This is a genomic window from Deinococcus detaillensis, from assembly GCF_007280555.1.
GTDB classification, from domain to species: domain Bacteria; phylum Deinococcota; class Deinococci; order Deinococcales; family Deinococcaceae; genus Deinococcus; species Deinococcus detaillensis.
This window is the reverse complement of the sequence record NZ_VKDB01000015.1, coordinates 71,332-91,741: the sequence shown is the minus strand read 5'-3', so window position 1 is coordinate 91,741 and position 20,410 is coordinate 71,332. Positions and strand designations below refer to the sequence as shown.

Genomic DNA, 20,410 nt, shown 5'->3' with positions numbered 1-20,410 from the left:
CAGGACGTGAAATGATTCAAGTCCCACTGGACTTTATTGAGCGCCTCGCAGACGCACTTTGCTACGCCGCCTGACAGTATCCAATGGCCAAAGTCGAGGTAAGGAGCAGCTATGAAACTCACTCCCCAATCTTTAATTTCTCCATTGGCCTTGAGCGCAACTTTATTGCTTGGCTTGCCTGCTTTTGCTCAGACTGACGTGTGCAAGTCGCAAACGACCAGCGACATGCAGAAGTGCGCCGATCAGAATCTCAAACAATCTGAAAAGGCGCTCAACGCGGAATACCAACAACTCGTGGCCGTCCTGAAAGACAAAAAAGCCACGGACATGCTCAAAAATCTGCAAGCTGCCGAGAATTTATGGATCAGAACGAGAACGGCCGACTGCAAGCTCTATAAGACGTTTTACAAAGGGGGAAGTTTGGCCGATGTCAGCGTTACCAACTGTATAGACACTGCGGCCAAACAAAGGGTGGAAGTTTTGCGGGGCTTTTACGACGAATTTTCGCGTTAAGCTGGGTTCATTCACCCAAACGCCGCTAATTCTTCAAGCGGCTGAGCTGCGCGTCGGCGTCATACAAGCGGATAAGCTGGCTCAGCACTTCTCGCCCCAGCCCCAGCATCTCCATTTCGCTCAGCAGATGGATTCGGAAGTGACCGGAAGGCCCGTACTCGCCCACAAAGTCGCTGCCTTCGCGCCGCACCTGCACCCGCAGTTCGCACAGGCCCAGCCGAAACCACGCCGCGTGCCAACTGCCCAGCGGCGCAGGTTTAATGCTCCGAAAAAGATCGGAGGCGGGTTCCATCATCACATTGTTGAGCGGCAAGCCCGGCCCATTGGCATGGCGCAGCGCCTGATAAAGCGCCGTTAAACACGCTTCACAGGCCCGCGCCTCGGCTTGCCGTGAGCTTAAGGACGCCCCGATGGCACGTTGCAAGGCGTCAAAGTCAGTCATTTACTTGCCTTAACTTTACTCTTCTACCTCTAACTCCTCAGCCGCCCGCTTGCCAGCCAGCCATTCGAGGCCTGCCCACATGAACTCGTCCAGGTCGCCGTCGAGAATCGCGCCGGAGTCGTGACGCATCACGGAGGTACGGTGGTCTTTGACGTACTGCTTGTCGAGAACGTAGCTGCGAATCTGCGAACCCCATTCGATCTTCTTTTGCTCGCCGCGTGCTTGGGCTTCTTCGTCTTCGCGCTTGCGCATTTCAACGTCGTAAAGGCGCTGCTTGAGGATTTGCAGGGCAATTTCGTGGTTTTTGATCTGCGAGCGCGTCACCTGCGAAGCCACTGCGATGCCCGTCGGAAGGTGGGTCAATCTGACGGCGGAGTCGGTGGTGTTGACGCCCTGCCCGCCCGCGCCCTGCGAACGGAATACGTCGCGGCGCAAGTCCGAATCGGGAATATGAATGTTGATTTCTTCGACCGGCACTTCCGGCACCACGTCCACGCTGGCAAACGAGGTGTGGCGGCGGTTGTTGGAATCGAACGGCGAGACGCGCACCAGCCGGTGAACGCCGTTTTCGGGGGCCATCATCCCGAAGGCCTTTTCGCCCCGGATGATGAACTCGGCAGAAGTAATTCCAGCTTGATCGCCGTCTTGCTGATCCAAGAGTTCGACTTTGTAGCCGCGCCGCTCGGCCCAGCGCATAAACATCCGTTCGAGCATGCCGGCCCAGTCTTGCGACTCGGTGCCGCCCGCGCCGCTCTTGACCCGCACGATGGCGGCGGCGTCGGAGTGCTTCATGATAAACAGCGTCTCACGGTACAGCTCGTCCACTTCGCGCTGGAGGCGGGTTTGCTCGTCAGCCAGAAGCTCGACTTCCTCGGCGTCGGCCATCTCCAGCATTTCGCTGAGGCCGGTGGCGTCGGATTGCAGGCGGGTGTAGGCGTCTACGATTTTGCGCAGGCCGCCCGCTTCTTGGTTGACGTTTCTGGCCCGTTCAGGATTGTTCCAGAGGTCGGGGTTGCTCAGGTCGCGGTCAAGTTCGCTGAGGCGGCGCGTTTTGCCGGGAACGTCAAAGATACTCCCGGAGCGCAGCCAATTTTTCAAGTAACTCTTGCATGGCATCTCTCCCTTTTGCCGCCGCCCTGATGGGCAGATCAGCAAGCAGAAGCAGAGTATAGCCGCTAAGGTTGGCCCAGCAGCGTCTTGAGCGTCACCAACTGATATCCCTCAGCTCTCAGACCCTTGATGATGGCCGGAAGCGCCACGCCAGTTTCGGGCGCGTGGCCGCCGCTGACGTGAAGCACCACGATGCTGCCGCTCTTGACGCGGCTCAGCACGTCGCTGACGATCACCGCAGGACTCTTCTGGTTGGCGTCGCCGCCGATCACGTCCCAGTGCACCACGGTCAGACCTGCCGCCTCCACCTTCTGCACATCACTTTCGCTGGCGCAGCCGCCCGGAAAGCGGAAATACTGAGGCTTGGTGCCAGTGGCGGTTTGGATGGCCCGCTGAGAACGCCCGATGTCGGCGCTCTTTTGGGCGTCGGCAATGCTGGCCAGCCCGTAGCACGGTTGCGAAAAACCTGGATGATCATAGCTGTGGTCTTCAATTTCAAAACTGGGATGCTTGGCCAGCGCCAGCGCTGAGGCCGGATATACCTGCGCCCACATGCCAGTCAGAAAAAAGGTGGCGGGAACGTTGGCGGCTTCCAGTGCCTGCACCACCGCTTCATTGTCGAAGCTCCTCACTTTGCCGCTTCTGAGTTCGCTCTCCATGCCGAGGGTCATGTCGGCGTCAAAGGTCAGCGCCACTTGTTTGGGTTGACCGGCTTTGAGGGTGCGCGGCCCATGCGTGATGATGCCCGCAGCGTTGAGCGAGGGACGCAGATGAATAAGAGCAGCAGCTTGGGCCGAAGAAAGCAGCAGCAAGGCAAGGAGCGCGGCGCGGGTCATGACCAGATGGTAAATAAAGCAGATCAGGGCGCGGTGGAATCCAGCATGCCCGACAGCTCAGCGTTCAGACAGCTCAGCGCCTTGCCGCTCCAGTTGGGTCGAGCGCTCTAGATCGTGCCAGAAGCCCTCCTGCCAGGGCCAAGCGCGGCCCCCGGTCAAGCGGCGGGTGGCCCGCAAGGTCAGCCAGCCCGCCGCGCCGTAAAACAGGATATCTAGCCCAATGGCCGCCGGAAAAGTGAGGGCGTGGGCGCGGGCCACCTGAGCGTTGAAGCCCGCCACCCCAAACGGCAGCGTAACCAACCAGAGGGCCACCAGATAGCTGACGGTGCCCAGCATCACCGCCTTAAGGGCCACCAGCGCCGTCGCCCAGCCCAGTGCGCGGCGCACTTGCGGCTGCGAGAGCGCTGCGCCCAGTTGCTGTTTGCGCTTGGGCGTTTCCGGCGAGACGAGGCCGTAAAACAAAAACTCGAAGAGGGGCCGCCTGAGCAGCAGCGATACCCCGCAGGCCAGCATCAGCAGCGCCGAATGCATGGCGTCTTTGAGGGCAAACGCCACTCCGTCTAACTTGAGAAAACTGACTGCCGCGCCGCTGAGCGCTCCAGCCAGCAAAAACAAGCCGAAGGGGTTGAGCACTCGGCGGTGCATGGTGTCCAGGACGATGTACAAAGTCGGCAGCACGCCGGCCAGCACGTAGACGCCGTAATTGCCCAGCGAACGCGACAAGTCCGGCAAGCCGAAGGGAGCGGGATTGAGCAGGGCGTACGGCAACGCGAAAGTGAACAGCACGTCCAGCGCGAGGCGAAACAGGCGGCTCCACGCTACGCGCCTGCCGCCGACTGATCGTTTGACCGACTTCAACACGGCCTCAGTGTAAAGGAGGCTGCCCCCATTTCAACCGGCACGCCGATGCCAAGCGCCGATGTCCCTTACCGCCGCTGGGCGGGCTGTGTTACGCTTCAGAGCATGACTGATACCCTCGCCCGACCCGCCGCCGGACAGCGCGACACCGCCGTTTTTGATCTGATTCAGGAAGAAGCCCAGCGCCAGCGCTACGGCCTGGAACTGATCGCCTCCGAGAACTTTACCAGCGCCGCCGTGCGCGAAGCGGTGGGCAGCATTCTCACCAACAAATACGCCGAGGGCTATCCGGGCAAGCGCTGGTACGGCGGCTGCGAAGTGGTGGACAAAGTAGAAACGCTGGCCATCGAACGGGCCAAAGCGCTGTTTGGGGCCGAGTGGGCCAATGTGCAGCCGCATTCGGGCAGCAGCGCCAATATCGCGGTCTACGGCGCACTGCTGAGTCAGGGCGACACGGTGCTGGGCATGGATCTGGCGCACGGCGGACACCTGACGCACGGTTCCCCCGTCAACTTTTCGGGCATGCGCTACCAGATCGTCGGCTATCAGGTGGACAAGGACAGCGAGCGAATCGACATGGAGCAGGTGCGCCGCCTCGCCCACGAACACAAACCCAAAATGATCATCGCGGGTGCCAGCGCCTACAGCCGGATCATCGACTTCGCGGCGTTCAGAGCCATTGCCGACGAAGTGGGCGCGATTTTGTTTGCCGATATTGCCCACATCGCCGGACTGGTGGCGGCGGGCGTGCATCCCAGCCCCCTGCCCCACGCCCACGTGGTCGCCACCACCACCCACAAGACCCTGCGCGGGCCGCGCTCGGGCCTGCTGCTCAGCAGCGATCTGGAGATTGCCGCCAAGCTCGACCGCGCTATCTTTCCGGGCCATCAGGGCGGGCCGCTGGAACACGTGATCGCGGGCAAGGCCATCGCGTTTGGCGAAGCGCTGACGCCGGAATTCAAAACCTACAGCGCTCAGGTCATTAAAAATGCTCAGGCGCTGGCTTCCGAGTTTCAAGCTCTTGGCTACCGGGTGGTGTCGGGCGGCACCGACAACCACTTGTTTGTCTTAGATTTGCGCCCGCAGAGCCTCAACGGCACCAAAGCCACCAAAGCGCTGGACGCCGTTCACATCACCATTTCCAAATCCACTTTGCCGTTTGACACCGAAAAGATTTTGCACGGCGGCGGCATCCGCATCGGCACGCCGGCTGTGACCACACGCGGCATGCTCGAAAGCGACATGCCCAAGATCGCCAACTTGATTGACCGGGCGCTGAGAGGCGAAAATGTCAAGGCTGAAGTGCATGACTGGATGGGCGGATTCGACCTGCCGTAAGCAGCTAGATTGCTGACACAGAACGGGGCCGCACCTTCGGATGGGTGCGGCCCCGTTTGTTTGCTTGTGCCAGTTTTACTGCAAAGTAATGGTCAGCGGCTGCGTGGCCGGCACCGTGACATTCACGGTTTGGGCGGCGTACCCGTCACCTTCAACCTTAAGCGCGTAAGCCCCCGGAACGTCCAGCGCCAGTGGGCCGGGGGCCTGACCGACGAGGGTTCCGGCGCTCAGGCGGCTTCCCACCGGGGCGCTGCTGACGCTGACGCGCACCGGAGCGCTGAGGCTCTGGCCGCTACTGCCCACCACGCGGGCCGAAACGGTGCAGCACGCCGAAGCGCTCAGGGCAGCGCTGCTCGACCGGAAAGCGGTGCGGGCCAGCACCACCACCAGCACAAGAGCCATCACCAACAGCAGCAGCCACAGCGGGTTGAATCTGCCGGACGCCGCAGGCGCAGCCGAGGTTTGGCGCACGAACGGCGGCAAGCTGTCACTGGCATCGGACGCAGGCGCAACGGTACTGCCGACCACGCCGCCTGCGCCCGCGAGCTGATTTCCACCCTCCCGAGCGCCTTTCTTGACTTGCCACGAACCGTCCTGACTCCAGCCAATCTTGACGGGCCTGAGTTGCCGGGGCGAAACAGCGGTGGGCGCGGGCAAGTCGCTGGAGCGGTTTTCATCTGACTGAGTGGATTCAGAAATGGGCACGCGACTAGGCTCAATAGAGTCGGGTTGACCGAGGTCGGGTTGAGGGTCAGTAGGTTGCTCGGCGGCGAGCTGAATCGAGGTGGAAGCTGCAAGCTCGGCGGCAGGTGACGGCTCGGCGCTTGAACTCGGCACGTTCAAAGGCGGCGGCTCAGCGGCCAGGATGATGGTTTGGCCCGCTGCCGAGTCGTAGGGTTCCGAAGCTGGCTCAGGTGTCTGCAGCGTGGTGGGCATGGGCTCGTCGGGCGCGGACTCGTGGCCGAGCGGCTCAGTGGGGCGCGACGCATCTTCCGGCTGGCTCGGCCACGCCAAGAACATCGTTTCAGCACTTTCGAGCACCGCCGCCGAATCGCCTAAGCCGTGCGGCGGTTCAGGGGATTGTTCTGGCGAAGCTGGCTCTGCATCCGTTCCAGTGCCGACGACGCTTTCAATCGGTGCTTTATCTGGCACGGCTTCATCTAGCGCTCTGGCAAGCGCTTCATCGGCCAGCGGCAGCGAGGCCGCCACCACCGAATCGGCAGCTGGAAGGTCAGCACCTTGAACCGGACTTGCCCCGGCCACCAGTAAATGCGCCGCTTCTTCGCCAGTGGGAAAGGCCGCCAGAAAATCGAGCAGTTCAGATTCACCAGCTTCCCGCGTCGTTTGAGAAAGCAGCTGCTCCTGTGCTGGCGGTGCCGGTTCAGCCGCGCCCAGCGTGCTCAGGGATGATTCAGGGATGTCCACTTCATCCCAACCCAAAATGGGGACGCTGTGGTTGTGGACGGCGGCGTTTCGAGCGCCCACTGGCTCATCCGGATCAGCGATCAGCGGCAGAATAACCGGCTCAGATATGACCGGCTCTGTGCGCGGGTGCAGGGGCGCTTGTACCATCAGCGGGCCCGGTTCGCTGGGCAGCGGCGGCCCAGCGTTCATACGGGCCAGCGCGTCGCGGGCGCTGGGGCGCTGAGCCGGATACGGGCTGAGCAAGTCGCTCAGGCCCACCGGCAGCGGGCCCATACGCAGCAAGGTCACGCCCAGCGCATAGAGGTCGGCGGCGGGACTGCTGCCGCCTTCCGGCGCAGCCAGTGCGCCTGCCGCCTCGCCCCAGGGCAAGCCCGCGCCGGCCAGCCGCACCACGCCGTCCCACTCCCAAAGCTGATACGGCTCCACGCCGCCGTGGATCAGGCCCGCTTCGTGCAGGGCATTGAGCGCCCTGAGGCCGCCGAGCGCGGTTTGCAGCGGGTCGCTGGCCAGCCCGGCGTGCGGCGGCAACTCGCAGGCGAGGTAAGCTTGCTGGCCCTGCTGTCCGGCTTCCAAGTAAGGCAGCAGCGAAGGGCTGTTGGGCAACTGGAGCGGCTCCAAAAACTGCGGCAGCAAGTAGACCAGTGCGGGCATCCCCGTGAGGCGGTCAAGCGCGTGGAGCGTCACCACAGGCCGCGCTGGGCTGCCACTGGCGCGGCTATCGAGCGGGCGAGCGGCCACGAATGGCCCGACGGTCTTCATGTGTAAAAGTATACTGAATTCCCATAAAGGATTCACGGGAAGCAGCTGGGAGCCGTAAGGTCTGGAAAAAGCACCAAGACTTGCTCAGCGCTCTGTTCCCTGTTCCGGATCAACACTGCCGCGCAGGGGCTGGCGGTTCTGGATGCCGTGTTCCTCGGCTTATTCATCTTCAGAGCAAGATAATCTCGCCCCTTACTGACAGCGCTTTAAGCCTTGCCCAACACCCGCCGGTACGCCGCCAGATACTGCGGCACGATCAAACTCGGATGGAACTTTTCCACAGCGGCGCGGCGGCCCGCCTGCCCCATCCGCAAGTAAGTATCGCGGTTTTTGAGGATGTCCAGCGCGGCGTGCGCCATGCCGTCCACGTCGCCCACCTCGGCCAAGCGGCCCGTCACGCCGTCTTCCACCACTTCGGGAATGCCCCCGGCGCGAGCGGCCACCACCGGCACTTCGCAGCTCATGGCCTCCAGCGCTGCCAAACCGAAACTCTCTTTGTTGGAAGGCAGCAAAAAGAGGTCGGCAATGCCCATTATGGTTTGCACGTCGGGAAATGAGCCGAGGAAGTGAACGCGGCCAATCACCCCGAGCTGTTGGGCGAGTTCGAAGGCGCGGCTGCGCTCAGGGCCGTCTCCGACCATCAGCAGCCGCGCCGGAATTTCGGAAGCGACCCGCGCAAACACTTCCACTACGTCTTCGACCCGCTTGACTGGACGGAAGTTGGAGACATGCAGCAGCAGGGCTTCGTCGGGGTGAGCAAAGCGGGCGCGAATGGCGGGGTCGGTGACCCGAACGAAGCGCTGGGTGTCTACGAAGTTGTAGATCACTTCAATCGGCACGTCTACATTCAGCGTTTCCAGCGTCAGGTCGGCCAGAAACTGCGAGACCGCCGTGACCGCGTCGGACTGCTGGATGGCGTGGCGGGTGGTGTGGCGAAAAGCCGGTTCTGCGCCCACTAAAGTCACGTCGGTGCCGTGCAGGGTGGTGATCACTTTGGTTTTGCCAGTAATGCTGCGGGCGTGCAGCGCCGAGCTGGCGTGCGGGATGGCGTAGTGGGCGTGGGTGAGCTGTACGCCGTGTTCCTGAATCACTTCGGTCAGTGCGTTGGCGGCGGCGAGTTCGGGAAAGGGCTGGTCAAACAGGGCGTAGGCAAACGCGCTGGCCTGATGAAAGTACGGCCCGTTCGCGCCGCTGCTGCCCTGCAACCGGAACGGCACGGCGTTGCCGACAAAGTGCACTTCGTTGCCCGCCCGCGCCACTTCTAAGCCCAGCTCGGTGGCGACCACGCCGGAGCCGCCCGCGCCCGAATGGCACAGCACGGCAATTTTCATTTCAGGTTCTTCGAGATTAAAGCGCTGACTGAGCGAAGTAGCGAAGGGCAATTTGGGCAAGGGAGCGGACATGAATGCGGATTATACGCGGCGAATGTCAGGGCACAGAGGGGCAGGCAGCGGCTTTGACCGCAAACGAGCGCCCTCAGGCCAGCTAGAATCGGCTTCATGACGACGCAGCAGCCCACCATTTTGGCCGTATTTGCCCACCCCGATGACGAAGCCTTCAGTGTAGGCGGCACCCTGGCCCACTACGCCCAAAGGGGTGTCAAGGTGGTGCTGGCCTGCGCCACACGCGGCGAAGCCGGTAAGGTCAGCGACCCCAACATGACCATCACCGACCTCGGCCAGCACCGCGAAGACGAACTCAAGCGGGCCACCGCCGAGCTGGGCATTCCCGATCCGGTGTTTTTGGATTACCACGACTCGGGCCGCTATGAGCGCACCCGCTACGACGACCCACTGGCGCTGATGAACGTCAATCCATTTGCCGCCGAACTCAAAATCCGTGATTTGATTGCGTCAACCAAGCCCGACATCCTGATTACCTTCGACCCGCACGGCGGTTACGGCCACATCGACCACCTGATTATTCACCGCGCCGCCGCCGCCGCCTTTTTTAGCAGCGGCAACCTCGGCGGCGGCGGCCTGATGCGGCTGTATTTCAGTGCGCTGAGCGTAGAAGCCGCGCAGGGGCTGGCGCGAATGGGTCAGGATTTAGATCCCAATATTTACGGCGTGGCTGACAACACCATCGCCGTGAAAATGGACGTATCGGCTCAGGCTGAGCGCAAGAAGGCGGCGCTCATCGCGCACGGCTCGCAGACTGGCCCCAACAGCCGCATGGGGCAGATGTCGCAAGAAGAACGTGACGAGATGGAAAAGCGGATGCTCAGCACCGAGGGCTTTTCGATTGGCGGCACCCGCACCGGCCTTCCCGCCTTCCCGATGCGGGGCTTGTTTGACGGGCTGGCGGGGTTCGAGGCTTTGGACGACTGAAGCAGCCCTTTCGCCTGCGCCCCGGCTCCGTGCTGGGGCTTTTTTTGTTGTGCTATGTCAACTGTGCTTGACTTTTAGTCTCTTCTGGCCTACCTTAAGTCAAGTCTACTTTACCTAAAGACAAGGGAGAATGACATGATGACGAGACAAGACAAGCCCAAAACCACCAGGCGTGAGCGCCGCGTCTGGCAAAGCATGTGGGGGATGGTGGGTGCCGCCGTAGCTCTCACGGTAATTGCCATCGTCGTGGCGCTGCTCCAGTCCCGCACCGAGGGCCATGCTCACAGCTTTTTTAAAGGGATGTCGCTGGGCCTGCTCGCCGCCCTGCCGGTGGGCATGGGTTACATGCTCTGGCGCACCTACCGCCAGATGGACGAGTTCGCCCAGCGTCAGCAGGAGCGGGCCTGCGCCTTCGCCTTCCTCCTGAGCATGGTCGCCACGATGGTGGCGTTCGCGGTGGCCAGCTACGCCAACGTGGTTGTTCCGCTGTGGGCGGTGTACGTGTTCGGCATGGTGATGTATACGGCGGCAGTGGTGCGCGGCGCGGTGCTGGCGAAGGGGGGGAAATGAGGGCCACACGCCGTGAGCGGGCTTGGACAGCCAGCCGCACACTGGAACTTATTTATATGATTGTCTTCGTGGCGCTCTTCTTCGTCGGCTACTGGCAGCGACCTCTAGACGCCTGGGTGTACTGGAGTGTCGCCGCCGCCGCTACCATGTCTGGGTTCTGGATCTGGATCAGGCAATACCGGGCGCTAGACGAACTCGGCAAACTCAAATTCATGAAGAGCTGGATGGTGGCTGGGATGGTCACATCGACAGGGCTGTCAGCTCTTATCGGCTGGACGATCTTCAATGCAGAGCGGTCAGTTTCAGTGCCGCCCAGTCTGTCGTTCATGGCTGCTTACGGTGTGCTCATGCTGGGGCTACTGGCTATGGCACTCACCAATTGGATCTTGAACCGTGGAACTTCGGAGCGCCGCCTCAAAGGGGACAGACATGCTGAAAACTCATGAAACCCGCGCCACCAGAATTCAGCGTTATCAGTGGTTGGAAGTCATTTTGCCCACTGTGCTGTCGTTCCCTTTCATCGCCGTCTACTTAGCCACACCGCTGAGTCTGGCTCAGGTCGGCGGCAGCTACGCACTTTTGCTCTTGCCACTGCAACTCTTTCTGGCCGCGTATCAGTACCGGGTAAGCGACGAGTACAGCCGCCTGAACCTGCTCAAGGCGCACGCCATTGCGGGATTGGTTGTCTCCTCCGGCGGCCTGCTGCTGCTGGCCCTCAGCTTGCTGGGCCGCCTCGATATCAACTGGCTCAGCTTGTTTTGGCTGTCTGCGGCCTGGTCACTGGCCTTCTCCGCTACCTTCAACACGCTCAGCTCCAGCAAGGGGGCGTATGAATGACTCGCCTGCACTGGTCTGGCCCCACATGAAAAACCGCATCAAAGTCCTTAGGGCCGAACACAACCTGACCCAGGCCGACTTGGCCGACAAGCTGGACGTGTCCAGGCAAACGGTCAACGCCCTAGAAACCGGCAAATACGATCCGAGTTTGCCGCTCGCCTTCAAATTGGCGCGGCTGTTCAGCATCAAAATCGAAGACATTTTCAGCGACGAGGGAAACAACTGATGCTCAAGATTCAAAATCTCGGTAAAGCGTACGGCGACTTTCAGGCCCTTAAAAACATCACGCTGGAAGCCGGCAGCGGCGAGGTCTTCGGCCTACTCGGAGCCAACGGCGCAGGCAAAACCACTTTGCTCAGAACGCTGGCCACGCTGCTCTCGCCCACGTCCGGCACCGCCAGCGTGAACGGGTACGACATCGTGCGCCAGGCTCAGCAAGTGCGGGCCAGCATCGGGCTGGTCAACGGCGGCATGGGCCTGCATGACCGCCTGACCGGGCGCGAGACGCTGCGTTACTTTGCCTCGCTGTACGGCATGACCCGCGCCGCAACCGACGGGCGCATCGAAACGCTCAGCCAACAACTGGACTTGCACGACCTTCTCGACATCCGGGCCGGCGGCTTTTCGACGGGCATGAAACAAAAAATCGTGGTGGCCCGCGCCCTGATTCATGACCCACCTGTGCTGCTGCTAGACGAAGCTGCCAGCGGCCTGGACGTGCTGGCCCGCCGCATCCTGCTCGACTTGGTACTGGCCCTCAAAACCCGTGAGCGCTTGATCGTCTACTCGACCCACGTCATGAGCGAGGTCGAGGAACTGTGTGACCGCGTGGCCGTCATCGCGGGCGGCGAAGTGCTGAAAGTCGGCACAGTACCGGAGCTGGTCGCGGATTCGGGCGAGAGCAATCTGGAACGGGCTTTTTTCAAGCTCTTGTCTGAACAAAAACAAAACCAGCGCGGTAAGGCGGTGCTCCGTGGCTAGCGTCTGGACAGTCGCCAAGCAGGAACTGCTCACCACCCTGAGAGACAGGCGCACCCTGACCAGCAGCATCCTGATTCCGCTGCTGCTGATTCCGCTGTTCACGGTGGGCCTGCCGCTGCTGCTCAGCACCTTGCTGGGCGGCCAAGCCCAGACGCGGCAAACGGTGGGGGTGGTGGGCAAGTTGCCGGACGCCCTGAGAAACCAACTGACCCTCGACAGCAAAACTGAAAAAGGCGTGCGGCTCGTCAGCGTGACCGACCCCACCGCCGCCGTGCAAAAGGGAGATGTGGACGCGGCGCTGAGGGCCACCACCCCTCTGCCCAGCGAGGCGGGCAAGAGCGGCACCCTGCAACTCTTTTACAAAGTCGGCAACCTCAAAGCCGAGAGCGGCGCGGCCAGCAAAGTCCGGTCGGTGGTTCAGACCTACAACAAAGACCTGGTGAGCAAAAAGCTGGCTGAACTCAAGCTCAGTCCGGCGCTGCTGACGCCGATTGCGCTCAGCACCGTGAACGCCAGCAACGCGGTGGAAGCCAGCAGCGGGCAACTGGCCTTTATCATTCCGTTTTTTATGTTGCAGTTCATCTTGGCCGGAGCCACCGCCGCCGCCACCGACTCCACCGCCGGAGAGCGCGAGCGCGGCACCCTGGAAGCGCTGCTGGCCACGCCCGCGCCGCGCAGCACGGTGCTGATGGGCAAGCTGGTGGCCACCACCCTGACCGGGCTGCTGGCCGCCGCCTTCAGCGTGATCGGTTTATCGCTCAGCGCTCCGCTGGCGCTGCTGCTCACGCCCGCCGGGCAAAGCGCTTCGCAAAGCGCCATTCAGCAGGCTTTCGGCGGCTCGCTGGCGCTCGGCCCCGCCGGGTTCGGCGCGGTGCTGCTGGCCGCCGCCTCGGTGGCCCTGCTGCTCAGCGCCGCGCTGCTGACGCTGTCGCTGTTTGCCCGCTCGGTTAAAGAAGCCCAGACCTACATCGCGCCGCTGACCATCTTGATTATCTTGCCCGCCGTGATGCTTCAGTACGCCGACTTTCTCAAAACCGGAGCGGGCCTTTACGCCGCGCCGCTGATCGGCAGCATGTTGGTCATCCTAGACACGGTCAAGGGCGCTCTCAGCGGCCCCCACCTGCTGCTCAGCTTGGGCGGTAACGTACTGGCGGCGGGAGCGCTGACCTTGCTGGCGACTCGCTTGTTTGGGCGCGAAGGCGTGGCCTTTAAGAAGTAGTTTAGGGGTAAGAAGTAACCTACGGATTTGGCGGGGGGGCAGGCGCGTCCAGCGTCTTGCCCCCGTCGCCTGCCACCAGAATTTCGCCCAGCGCCGAGCGAATCCACTTGAAGGCGCTGCGGGTCAGCGGCATGGTGTAGGTCTGCTCCGAGCCGTGCAGCATGAAAGCGTAGACCACATGCTCACCGCCCTTGGTTTTGAAATAACCGCTGAAGGTCAGGATTTTCCAGCCGTTGCCACCTTTTCCGCCCCAAGTGTCTACCGGAATCGGCAGCAAGCCCGACTTGCAGCAGCCCAGCGCCATCAACTTGCGCTGAATCTCCTGAGACTTCGGACTGAGGCCAGAGCGCAAGAACTCATTGGCCACCAGCGTTGAGAGTTCGTAAGGGGTGCTAAAGTTGTGCACGCTCAGATCATCGGCAGCGTCGTAGCGCTGGTCAAAATACTCGTCTAATTTGCGCTGCAAATAATCGGGGCGCTGTTTTTGGGCGTCTTGGTCTATCCGCTCCGCCAGTTGCGCCCGCTTTTCGCCGGTTGCCTTGGCCCACGACTTGGTTCCGGCAAAGGTGGGCGACAACCCCGCCTGCGCCGTCCACCAGTCCTTGGTGGGCAAAATGAGGCGGGTGCGGCACAACCTCAAGTCGTCGGCCACGTTCTGCACGTTTTGCAGACCCACTTTGCGGTGAAGCAGATCGGTGGCGGTGTTGTCGGAAAACTGAATCATCCGCTCGGCCAGCGCCCTGGCGGTGCTGCCGTCGTAGGGATACGCGCCGAGACTCTGGGTTTGCCTATTGACGCTGAACTTCTGATTCAGGTCAAACGTTCCGGCATCGACTTGCCGCAGCAGCGCCCACAACACCGCCTGCTTGTAGGTACTCGCCAGCGGAAATTCGGCGTTGGGCGAATAAGAGACGGCCCTGAGCGGCTGCAAAGTCTGGGGGTCGATCACCGCCGCATACAGCCCCAGTTGCCCGTTCAGTCCAGCGGGCGGCTTGGGCGCGGGCAAGCTGGGCAGCGGCGAAACGCAGCCGTCAGCGGGCGTTTGGGGAGGTGAGACCTCAGAAACGGGCGGAGGCTCCAGCGCGGTGGGAAGCGGCGCTGGAATGAACTTCACCGCGAGGGGCGCAGGCGCAGCAGACTGGGCTCCATTCCAGCGCACCGCCGCGTAACCGCCCCCGAGTGCGCCCGCCAACAGCAGAAAACGGCCCAATTTGAGCGCCATAGGTGCTTTCTACCCGGCTTAAGGGTTGAGGGGTTCCATCACGATGCCGTAGCTGCCCGGCCCGAGGTGGGTGCCGACCACCGCGCCGAAATCGAAGGTGCCGACATCTTCGTAGTCCGCTCCGGCCAGTCCCGAGCGCAGCTCCGCTACGTTGGCGTCGCCGCCCGGCGTCATCATGAAGGCAAAGCGCGAAGGACCAAATTTGGCGATGTAGTCACGGGCCTGACCTACCAAGTTGGCGGTGGCTTTTTTCTGACCGCGTTCGCGCCCCGAAGACTCGACCCGTCCACCCTTGACCGCCAAAATCGGCTTGATGTTGAGCAGCCCGCCGAGCAGCGCCTGTGCGCCGCCGATTCGCCCGTTGCGGCGCAAAAAGTCCAGCGTTTCGACGGTAAAGACCACGTAGCCCTTGGCCTTGACCTTTTCGAGTTCGGCCACGATCTCGGCCATGCTCTTGCCCGCTCCGGCCATCTCAGCGGCGCGGATCGCCATCATGCCCAGCGCCATGCTGGTGGTGTTGGTATCGAGCACCGTGACTTTGCCGCCAAAATCCTGAGCGGCCAGCCGGGCGCTGCCAGCCGTGCCGGAGAGCAGACCGCTGATGTGCAGGCTCAGCACCTCGTCCGCCGCCCCCAGCGCTTCGGTGTATACGGCAGCAAACTCGGCGGGGCTGGGCTGGCTGGTGGAAGGAATTTTTTGGCCTTCCTTGACTCCTTTAAAGAGTTGGCCGAGCTGGATGTCAATGCCGTCGCGGTGCATTTCACCGCCGAACAGCACGTAGAGCGGCACGCTGGTGATGTGGTGGCGCTTGATTAACTCCGGCGAGAGGTCACTCGTCGAGTCGGTCACAATGGCAATCATCCTTCCACTTTAGCGGAAGTCAGGGGGAAGTGGCGCGGGCGCTGATTTGGGTCGGCACTTTGTCGGCCCGGCAAGCTAAACTGAGCCTTCAAACCAAGCAGGGCGAAACCGACGCCGCAACGAGGTATCTATGGTTCACCAGAGTGTGCTGAGCGCCCTTCAATTGGCCGCCGAGCAAGACCCTAACAACACTGAGCTGAAGCTGCATCTGAGCGATCTGCTGCTGCAAGCCGGTCAGGCGGCCGCCGCGCTGGAGCAGGCCAAAGCGGCGCTGAACAGCGAGCCGGACAATGTCAGAGCGCTCAAGCTCGCGGCGTGGGCCGCCGACGAAATGGGCCAGACCGACACTGCCGCCCGCTATCACCGCCTCCACGACGCGCTGACGGGCGTGATTCAGGGCGCGGCCCCTTTACCCAAGCCCGTGCTGGCCGTCACGGATCACGCCGAATTGGTGGAGCGGGAGCCAGACGAAGAGACCAGCGATCAGCGCTGGGACTTGCAAACACCCCGCGTGACTTTAGCGGACGTGGCGGGAATGGAAGATGTCAAGCGGCGCTTGGAACTCTCGCTGCTGGCTCCGCTCAAAAACCCGGAACTCCTCAAAATGTACGGCTCGGCCCTGCGCGGCGGGCTGCTGCTCTACGGCCCGCCCGGCTGCGGCAAGACCTTTATCGCCCGCGCGGTGGCCGGTGAACTCAGCGCCAAATTCATCAACGTCGGTCTGTCGGATGTGCTGGACATGTACATGGGACAGAGCGAGCGCAACCTCAGTGAGGTGTTCGCACTGGCCCGCCGCCGAGCGCCCTGCGTGCTGTTTTTGGATGAAGTGGACGCGCTGGGCCGCCGCCGAAGCCAAATGCGCCACAGCGCGGCCAACGTGGTGGGCCAACTCCTCTCGGAGCTCGACGGTGCCAAGGCCAGCAACGAGGGCGTGTTTGTCTTGGCCGCCACCAACAGCCCCTGGGACGTCGACCCCGCGCTGAGGCGTCCGGGCCGCTTTGACCGCACCCTGCTGGTGTTGCCGCCGGACTTGGAAGCGCGGCGGCACCTACTGGAATTGGAGACGTGCTCAAGGCCCACCGAAGCGCTCGATCTGCCCGCCCTCGCCGCCAAAACAGCCGATTTTTCCGGCGCGGATTTGACGCATCTGGTTGCCTCTGCCACCGAACTGGCGATGGAGGACGCCATCAAAAGCGGCAACGTGCGGCCCATTCGCCAGGCCGACTTCATTCGGGCGCTGCGTGAGGTGCGGCCCAGCACCAAGACGTGGTTTGAAACGGCCAAGAACGCCGCCCAATTTGCCAACGATGACGGCGAATACGACGACTTGCTGAGCTATCTGCGCGGCAAGTCCGGCGGACGCTGAAGCCTGAGCCATGAGACGACCCAATGACCCTATTTGACGCACCAGAACTCTCCACCGACGCCGAGCAAGCTTGGTCACGCATCTTGGTTTTGCTGGACTTGGGCCGCCCCCGTGAAGCCGCCGCCGAGACGACGCGGGCGCTGGCCCACGATCCTGACAACCCCACGCTGTGGCGGCTGCTCAGCCAGATTTACACTGAACTCGACGATTTTCCGCAGGCGCTGGACGCCGCGCAGCGGGCCGTCAGCCTTGACCCCACGGAGAGCCACTTACACCTGAGACTGGGCCTTTCGCTTTGGAACGCTCAGGTGCAGGGGTTGACCTTTGGCCGCTTCCGGCGCTGGTCGGGCGCGTGGAAGGCCGCTGAACCGGCGCTGGCGGCAGTCCGTGAGGCGCTGCGACTCGACCCAGACAACGCCGACGCCCTCGCTTCACTGGCGCAGCTCCACCTGATGATGAACCAGCCCAAGCAAGCGCATGAGCGAGCCGCCGCCGCCCTGCACCTTGAGCCGCAGCACCGGATGGCCCAGATTTTTCTGGCTCAGGCGCTGCTGGAACTCCGGCGGCTGAAGGAAGCCGAGGAACTGTTACGCGCTCTACTCTCCGATGATCCGAACTTTGCTCCGGCACTCAACTTGCTTGCGCGGGTCAGTCTCCGTCAGGGCCGCGCTGAGGAAGCCTGCGCGGCGGCGCTGGCGGCCATTCGGCTCGACCCCGCCAATGCCGCCGCGCAGGAGCAGTTTAGAGCGCTGGTTCACGAGTATTTGCCGTTTCCATTTTCGCGGCAATCGCCAGCGTGGCGCTTTATCATCGTGCCGCAGGCCCTGATTCTCGTGCCTGTTCTGGGGCTGGGCGTCTGGGTTCGCACGCTTTACCGCGTCCGCAAGCTCAGCCCACACACCAGAAAGCAGATTCGGCGGGTGCGCGTGTACCGCATGGCCTGGCGCAGTCCAGTCTTCTTTTTTACTGCGCTGTTGGGTGTGTACCTCGCGCTGAGTTTCGCCCTGCTTCTTCTGCCTGCTGGCCTTCGCTCACTAGGCAACGAGGTCGTCGGTTTTTTGACCCTGGCCATGCTTCTCGGCGGCCTTTCGTGGCTGAGCTTCCTCGGCGTGCGGAGCGCGTACCGCTGGCTGCGTTCCTTTTCACGCTAGTCCGCTCTCAGCTCAGCGCACCGTACGCCCGCGTCAGGTCACGGGTCAGCACCCCCAGATGCAGGGCGTCGCCTTCCGAGCGCAGCACCCGCTGGTCATTGTCCAGCAGCACCAGGGCCACCACTCGCCCCGCCGCGTGGCGAATGTGCAGGTGGCTTTGGCCGCGCAAGCGTTCCTGCTCGGCTCGGCTGAGCAGCGCCCAAGCTTCGTCACTCTCAACCAACCCTAATTGCTGCTCCGGCACGGCGAGGCGGTGGAGTTCGGTTTCCAGCCACGCCACCACGTCGCTCCGGCCCCCGATCAGGCCCTGCCGGATGCTGGGCTGGGGCGAGTTGAGATGAATCTGAGCGCCCCCGCGCCGCGTCACCTGACCGCCCGCCGCCGCGATGAGCGCCATCCCCGCTGCGATGTCCCACTCACTGCGCGGCGACATGGTGAAGGTGGCGTCGGCCTCGCCTGCCGCGATCAGGGCCAGCTTGAGGGCGATGCTGCCGGACGGGCGCAGGTTGGTCAGCGGGTAGCGGTGCAGCTCTATTTTGTACTCGGTGTCGGAAACGGAAATGAGCGCCTGTTCGGGTGGGCGGGCGCTGAAACCAGCAGCCTCGCCGTTCTTGAAGCCGCCCTCCCCCACCACGCCACTGTAAAGGGCGTCATGGGCGGGCGCGTTCACCACGCCCAGCACCGCTTCACCGTCCACCGCGAGGCCAATGCTGACCGCAAAATCGGGACTGCCGTCCACATATTCTTTGGTGCCGTCAATCGGGTCGATGATCCATACGCGGCGCTTGCTGAGGCGCTCGGCGGTGTCGGTGAGTTCCTCGGAGAGAATGCCGTCTTCGGGAAACTCGGCCCTGAGTCCGGCCACGATCAACTCGGACGCCTCGGTATCGGCCACCGTCACCGGGTCGTCTTTGGAGGTTTTGTAAGCCACTTTGAATCCGGCGGCGCGGTGTCTCAGGAGCATTTCTCCAGCTTGGCGGGCAAGGCGTTCGGCAATCTGGCGCTCATGGGCGTAAGTCATGCGCTCAGCATAAAGCGCTCCACTCCCCTAGCTCAGCCCTTGCTTGTGGCCGCGCCGCGCCGCTACACTAACGCCCATGTGCGGCCCCAGCTTTCCGAAGACCCGTTTTGCCGACAACCTGAATGACGATCCCCAGTAGGGGACGCCCCCGAGTTTGACCGCGCCCCCGACTTCAATGAGGAGTCGGGCTTTTTTTGAGTCACCTTTTGAGCCACCAGGAGAGAAATGACCACCCCAACCGAGCCAACCCAGACCCAAACCAAACTCGCCCGCACCCTGACCCGCGACCTCGGCCAGTTTGAGGGCCAAGCGGTCAAGCTGCAAGGCTTCGTCCACGCCCGGCGCGACCTCGGCGGGGTGCAGTTCGTGGTGCTGCGCGACAAAACCGGCCTGGCCCAGTGCGTCGGCAGCCACCTCAGCTTGCCCCTGCCGGAAAGCAGCGTGGAAATTTTGGGCACCGTCAAGGCCCACAAGAAAGCGCCGGGCGGCTTTGAGGTGCAGGTCGAGAGCATGAAGGTGCTGTCGGCAGCTACTCAGGCCTCGCCGCTGGAAATCCCCAAGATGGAGTGGAACGTCAACCCCGAAACTATGCTGGATTACCGCTACGTGTCGCTGCGCGGCCTACGTGAACGGGCAGCGCTGAAGGTGCAGGGCGAGATCGTCTACGCCTTTCACACCTACCTGCGCTCACAGGGCTTTACCGAAATCAGCACCCCCAAAATCGTCTCGGCGGGCGCGGAGGGCGGCGCGAACCTCTTCAAGCTCGATTACTTTGGCGAGCAGGCTTACCTGGCCCAGAGTCCACAGCTCTACAAGCAGATCATGGTGGGCGTCTTCGAGCGCGTTTACGAGGTGGCCCCGGTCTACCGCGCCGAAGAGCACGCCACCAGCCGCCACCTGAATGAATACCTGTCGCTGGATGTAGAAATGGGCTTCATCGACGACGAAGACGACGTGATGGAGTTGGAAACCGGCTTCCTGAACTTTGCGATGGAGCGCCTGAAGGAAAGCTGCGCCGCCGAGTTCGAGCTGCTGGGCGCGAGTATCCCGAAGGTGCCGGAGCGCATTCCCCGCATCACGCTGATGGACGCTAGAGCGCTGGTCACCGAGAAATTCGGGCATCAGGTGGGCGGTAAAGACCTCGACCCCGAAGCCGAGCGACTGCTCTGCCAGCACTACGCCGAGACTGAGGGCAGCGACTTCGTGTTTGTCACCAAGTACCCCCGCGCCGCCCGTCCGTTTTACACCCACGCCGACCACCAAGAAGATGGCAGCCTCAACCCCGATTTGACACGCGGCTTTGATCTGCTGTTCCGGGGCATCGAGATCACCTCCGGCGGCCAACGCATCCACGACCACGCCATGCTGATGGAGTCGATTGACACCTACAAAATGAACCGTGAGGCCATGAGCGGTTACTCGGAAGTCTTCAAGTACGGCATGCCCCCGCACGGCGGCTTTGCGATTGGGGCCGAGCGACTGACTGCCAAGCTGCTGGGCATTGCCAACGTCCGGTACGCCCGCGCCTTCCCGCGTGACCGCAACCGCCTGACGCCTTGAAGACCACTTTC

General features: G+C 62.5%; 21 protein-coding genes. 12 read left to right on the top strand and 9 right to left on the bottom strand.

Translation table 11 applies throughout. The annotated features are described in order from the left end of the window. The first annotated feature begins 111 nt into the window (after nt 1–111). The gene (locus FNU79_RS13180) at nt 112–513 is read left to right on the top strand and encodes a lysozyme inhibitor LprI family protein (protein WP_143721278.1); all 402 of its coding nucleotides are present in this window, start codon (nt 112–114) and stop codon (nt 511–513) included. 25 nt (nt 514–538) lie between these two features. On the opposite strand, the gene FNU79_RS13175 is transcribed toward FNU79_RS13180, so the two are convergent. From FNU79_RS13175 to FNU79_RS13160, 4 genes are all read right to left on the bottom strand, one after another. Further along, the gene (locus FNU79_RS13175; protein WP_143721277.1) at nt 539–955 is read right to left on the bottom strand and encodes a hypothetical protein; all 417 of its coding nucleotides are present in this window, start codon (nt 953–955) and stop codon (nt 539–541) included. 15 nt (nt 956–970) lie between these two features. After that, a protein-coding gene (gene prfB / locus FNU79_RS13170) for a peptide chain release factor 2 (protein ID WP_225430064.1) occupies nt 971–2,066 on the bottom strand; the annotation gives its coding sequence in 2 pieces (ribosomal slippage) (nt 971–2,020 and nt 2,022–2,066; 1,095 coding nt in all). Nucleotides 2,067–2,130: 64 nt separating this feature from the next. Beyond that, on the bottom strand, nt 2,131–2,901 hold the full coding sequence (locus FNU79_RS13165; RefSeq protein ID WP_143721275.1) for a polysaccharide deacetylase family protein: 771 nt from the start codon (nt 2,899–2,901) through the stop codon (nt 2,131–2,133). A gap of 57 nt (nt 2,902–2,958) precedes the next feature. Further along, nucleotides 2,959–3,762, bottom strand: a complete 804-nt coding sequence (locus tag FNU79_RS13160) for a VC0807 family protein (RefSeq protein ID WP_143721274.1) — start codon at nt 3,760–3,762, stop codon at nt 2,959–2,961. 102 nt (nt 3,763–3,864) lie between these two features. On the opposite strand from FNU79_RS13160, the gene glyA reads away from it, so the two are divergent. After that, nucleotides 3,865–5,097, top strand: coding sequence for a serine hydroxymethyltransferase (glyA, locus tag FNU79_RS13155; protein ID WP_185974709.1), 1,233 nt, complete (start codon nt 3,865–3,867; stop codon nt 5,095–5,097). A gap of 75 nt (nt 5,098–5,172) precedes the next feature. Here the strand turns inward: glyA and FNU79_RS13150 are convergent, their stop codons facing one another. Together FNU79_RS13150 and bshA are read right to left on the bottom strand one after the other, a co-directional pair. Continuing rightward, nucleotides 5,173–7,281: a PEGA domain-containing protein gene (locus FNU79_RS13150; protein ID WP_143721272.1), complete on the bottom strand. Its 2,109-nt coding sequence runs from the start codon at nt 7,279–7,281 to the stop codon at nt 5,173–5,175. Nucleotides 7,282–7,487: 206 nt separating this feature from the next. Then, on the bottom strand, nt 7,488–8,612 hold the full coding sequence (bshA, locus tag FNU79_RS13145) for an N-acetyl-alpha-D-glucosaminyl L-malate synthase BshA (RefSeq protein ID WP_143721285.1): 1,125 nt from the start codon (nt 8,610–8,612) through the stop codon (nt 7,488–7,490). 168 nt (nt 8,613–8,780) lie between these two features. Between bshA and FNU79_RS13140 the strand changes: the two genes are divergently transcribed. The 7 genes from FNU79_RS13140 (at nt 8,781) to FNU79_RS13110 (ending at nt 13,218) form a co-directional block, all read left to right on the top strand. Then, nucleotides 8,781–9,611 (top strand): PIG-L deacetylase family protein, encoded by an 831-nt coding sequence (locus tag FNU79_RS13140; protein ID WP_143721271.1) that lies wholly within the window; start codon nt 8,781–8,783, stop codon nt 9,609–9,611. 135 nt (nt 9,612–9,746) lie between these two features. Next, complete coding sequence (locus tag FNU79_RS13135; protein WP_143721270.1) at nt 9,747–10,181, top strand: hypothetical protein; 435 nt, start codon at nt 9,747–9,749, stop codon at nt 10,179–10,181. Next, complete coding sequence (locus FNU79_RS13130) at nt 10,178–10,627, top strand: hypothetical protein (RefSeq protein WP_143721269.1); 450 nt, start codon at nt 10,178–10,180, stop codon at nt 10,625–10,627. Before FNU79_RS13135 ends, FNU79_RS13130 begins: the two co-directional genes overlap by 4 nt. Continuing rightward, on the top strand, nt 10,611–11,018 hold the full coding sequence (locus FNU79_RS13125; protein ID WP_143721268.1) for a hypothetical protein: 408 nt from the start codon (nt 10,611–10,613) through the stop codon (nt 11,016–11,018). Before FNU79_RS13130 ends, FNU79_RS13125 begins: the two co-directional genes overlap by 17 nt. 25 nt (nt 11,019–11,043) lie before the next feature. After that, nucleotides 11,044–11,244: a helix-turn-helix transcriptional regulator gene (locus FNU79_RS13120; protein WP_124872850.1), complete on the top strand. Its 201-nt coding sequence runs from the start codon at nt 11,044–11,046 to the stop codon at nt 11,242–11,244. Continuing rightward, nucleotides 11,244–11,999: an ABC transporter ATP-binding protein gene (locus tag FNU79_RS13115; protein ID WP_143721267.1), complete on the top strand. Its 756-nt coding sequence runs from the start codon at nt 11,244–11,246 to the stop codon at nt 11,997–11,999. The genes FNU79_RS13120 and FNU79_RS13115 overlap by 1 nt, the downstream gene beginning before the upstream one ends. Beyond that, nucleotides 11,992–13,218 carry an ABC transporter permease gene (locus tag FNU79_RS13110; RefSeq protein ID WP_143721266.1) on the top strand — a complete coding sequence of 409 codons (1,227 nt, stop codon included), beginning with the start codon at nt 11,992–11,994 and terminating at the stop codon, nt 13,216–13,218. The genes FNU79_RS13115 and FNU79_RS13110 overlap by 8 nt, the downstream gene beginning before the upstream one ends. A gap of 19 nt (nt 13,219–13,237) precedes the next feature. Here the strand turns inward: FNU79_RS13110 and FNU79_RS13105 are convergent, their stop codons facing one another. Together FNU79_RS13105 and FNU79_RS13100 are read right to left on the bottom strand one after the other, a co-directional pair. Then, on the bottom strand, nt 13,238–14,440 hold the full coding sequence (locus FNU79_RS13105; protein WP_143721265.1) for a serine hydrolase: 1,203 nt from the start codon (nt 14,438–14,440) through the stop codon (nt 13,238–13,240). A gap of 18 nt (nt 14,441–14,458) precedes the next feature. Next, on the bottom strand, nt 14,459–15,301 hold the full coding sequence (locus tag FNU79_RS13100) for a DegV family protein (protein WP_143721264.1): 843 nt from the start codon (nt 15,299–15,301) through the stop codon (nt 14,459–14,461). 130 nt (nt 15,302–15,431) lie between these two features. On the opposite strand from FNU79_RS13100, the gene FNU79_RS13095 reads away from it, so the two are divergent. Further along, on the top strand, nt 15,432–16,667 hold the full coding sequence (locus FNU79_RS13095) for an ATP-binding protein (RefSeq protein WP_143721263.1): 1,236 nt from the start codon (nt 15,432–15,434) through the stop codon (nt 16,665–16,667). Nucleotides 16,668–16,690: 23 nt separating this feature from the next. Then, complete coding sequence (locus FNU79_RS13090; RefSeq protein WP_143721262.1) at nt 16,691–17,818, top strand: tetratricopeptide repeat protein; 1,128 nt, start codon at nt 16,691–16,693, stop codon at nt 17,816–17,818. Between the two features lie 7 nt (nt 17,819–17,825). On the opposite strand, the gene FNU79_RS13085 is transcribed toward FNU79_RS13090, so the two are convergent. Continuing rightward, nucleotides 17,826–18,839, bottom strand: coding sequence for a 3'(2'),5'-bisphosphate nucleotidase CysQ family protein (locus FNU79_RS13085; protein ID WP_143721261.1), 1,014 nt, complete (start codon nt 18,837–18,839; stop codon nt 17,826–17,828). A 225-nt stretch (nt 18,840–19,064) separates the two neighbouring features. On the opposite strand from FNU79_RS13085, the gene aspS reads away from it, so the two are divergent. After that, nucleotides 19,065–20,399, top strand: coding sequence for an aspartate--tRNA(Asn) ligase (aspS, locus tag FNU79_RS13080; RefSeq protein ID WP_143721260.1), 1,335 nt, complete (start codon nt 19,065–19,067; stop codon nt 20,397–20,399). Nucleotides 20,400–20,410: the final 11 nt, after the last annotated feature.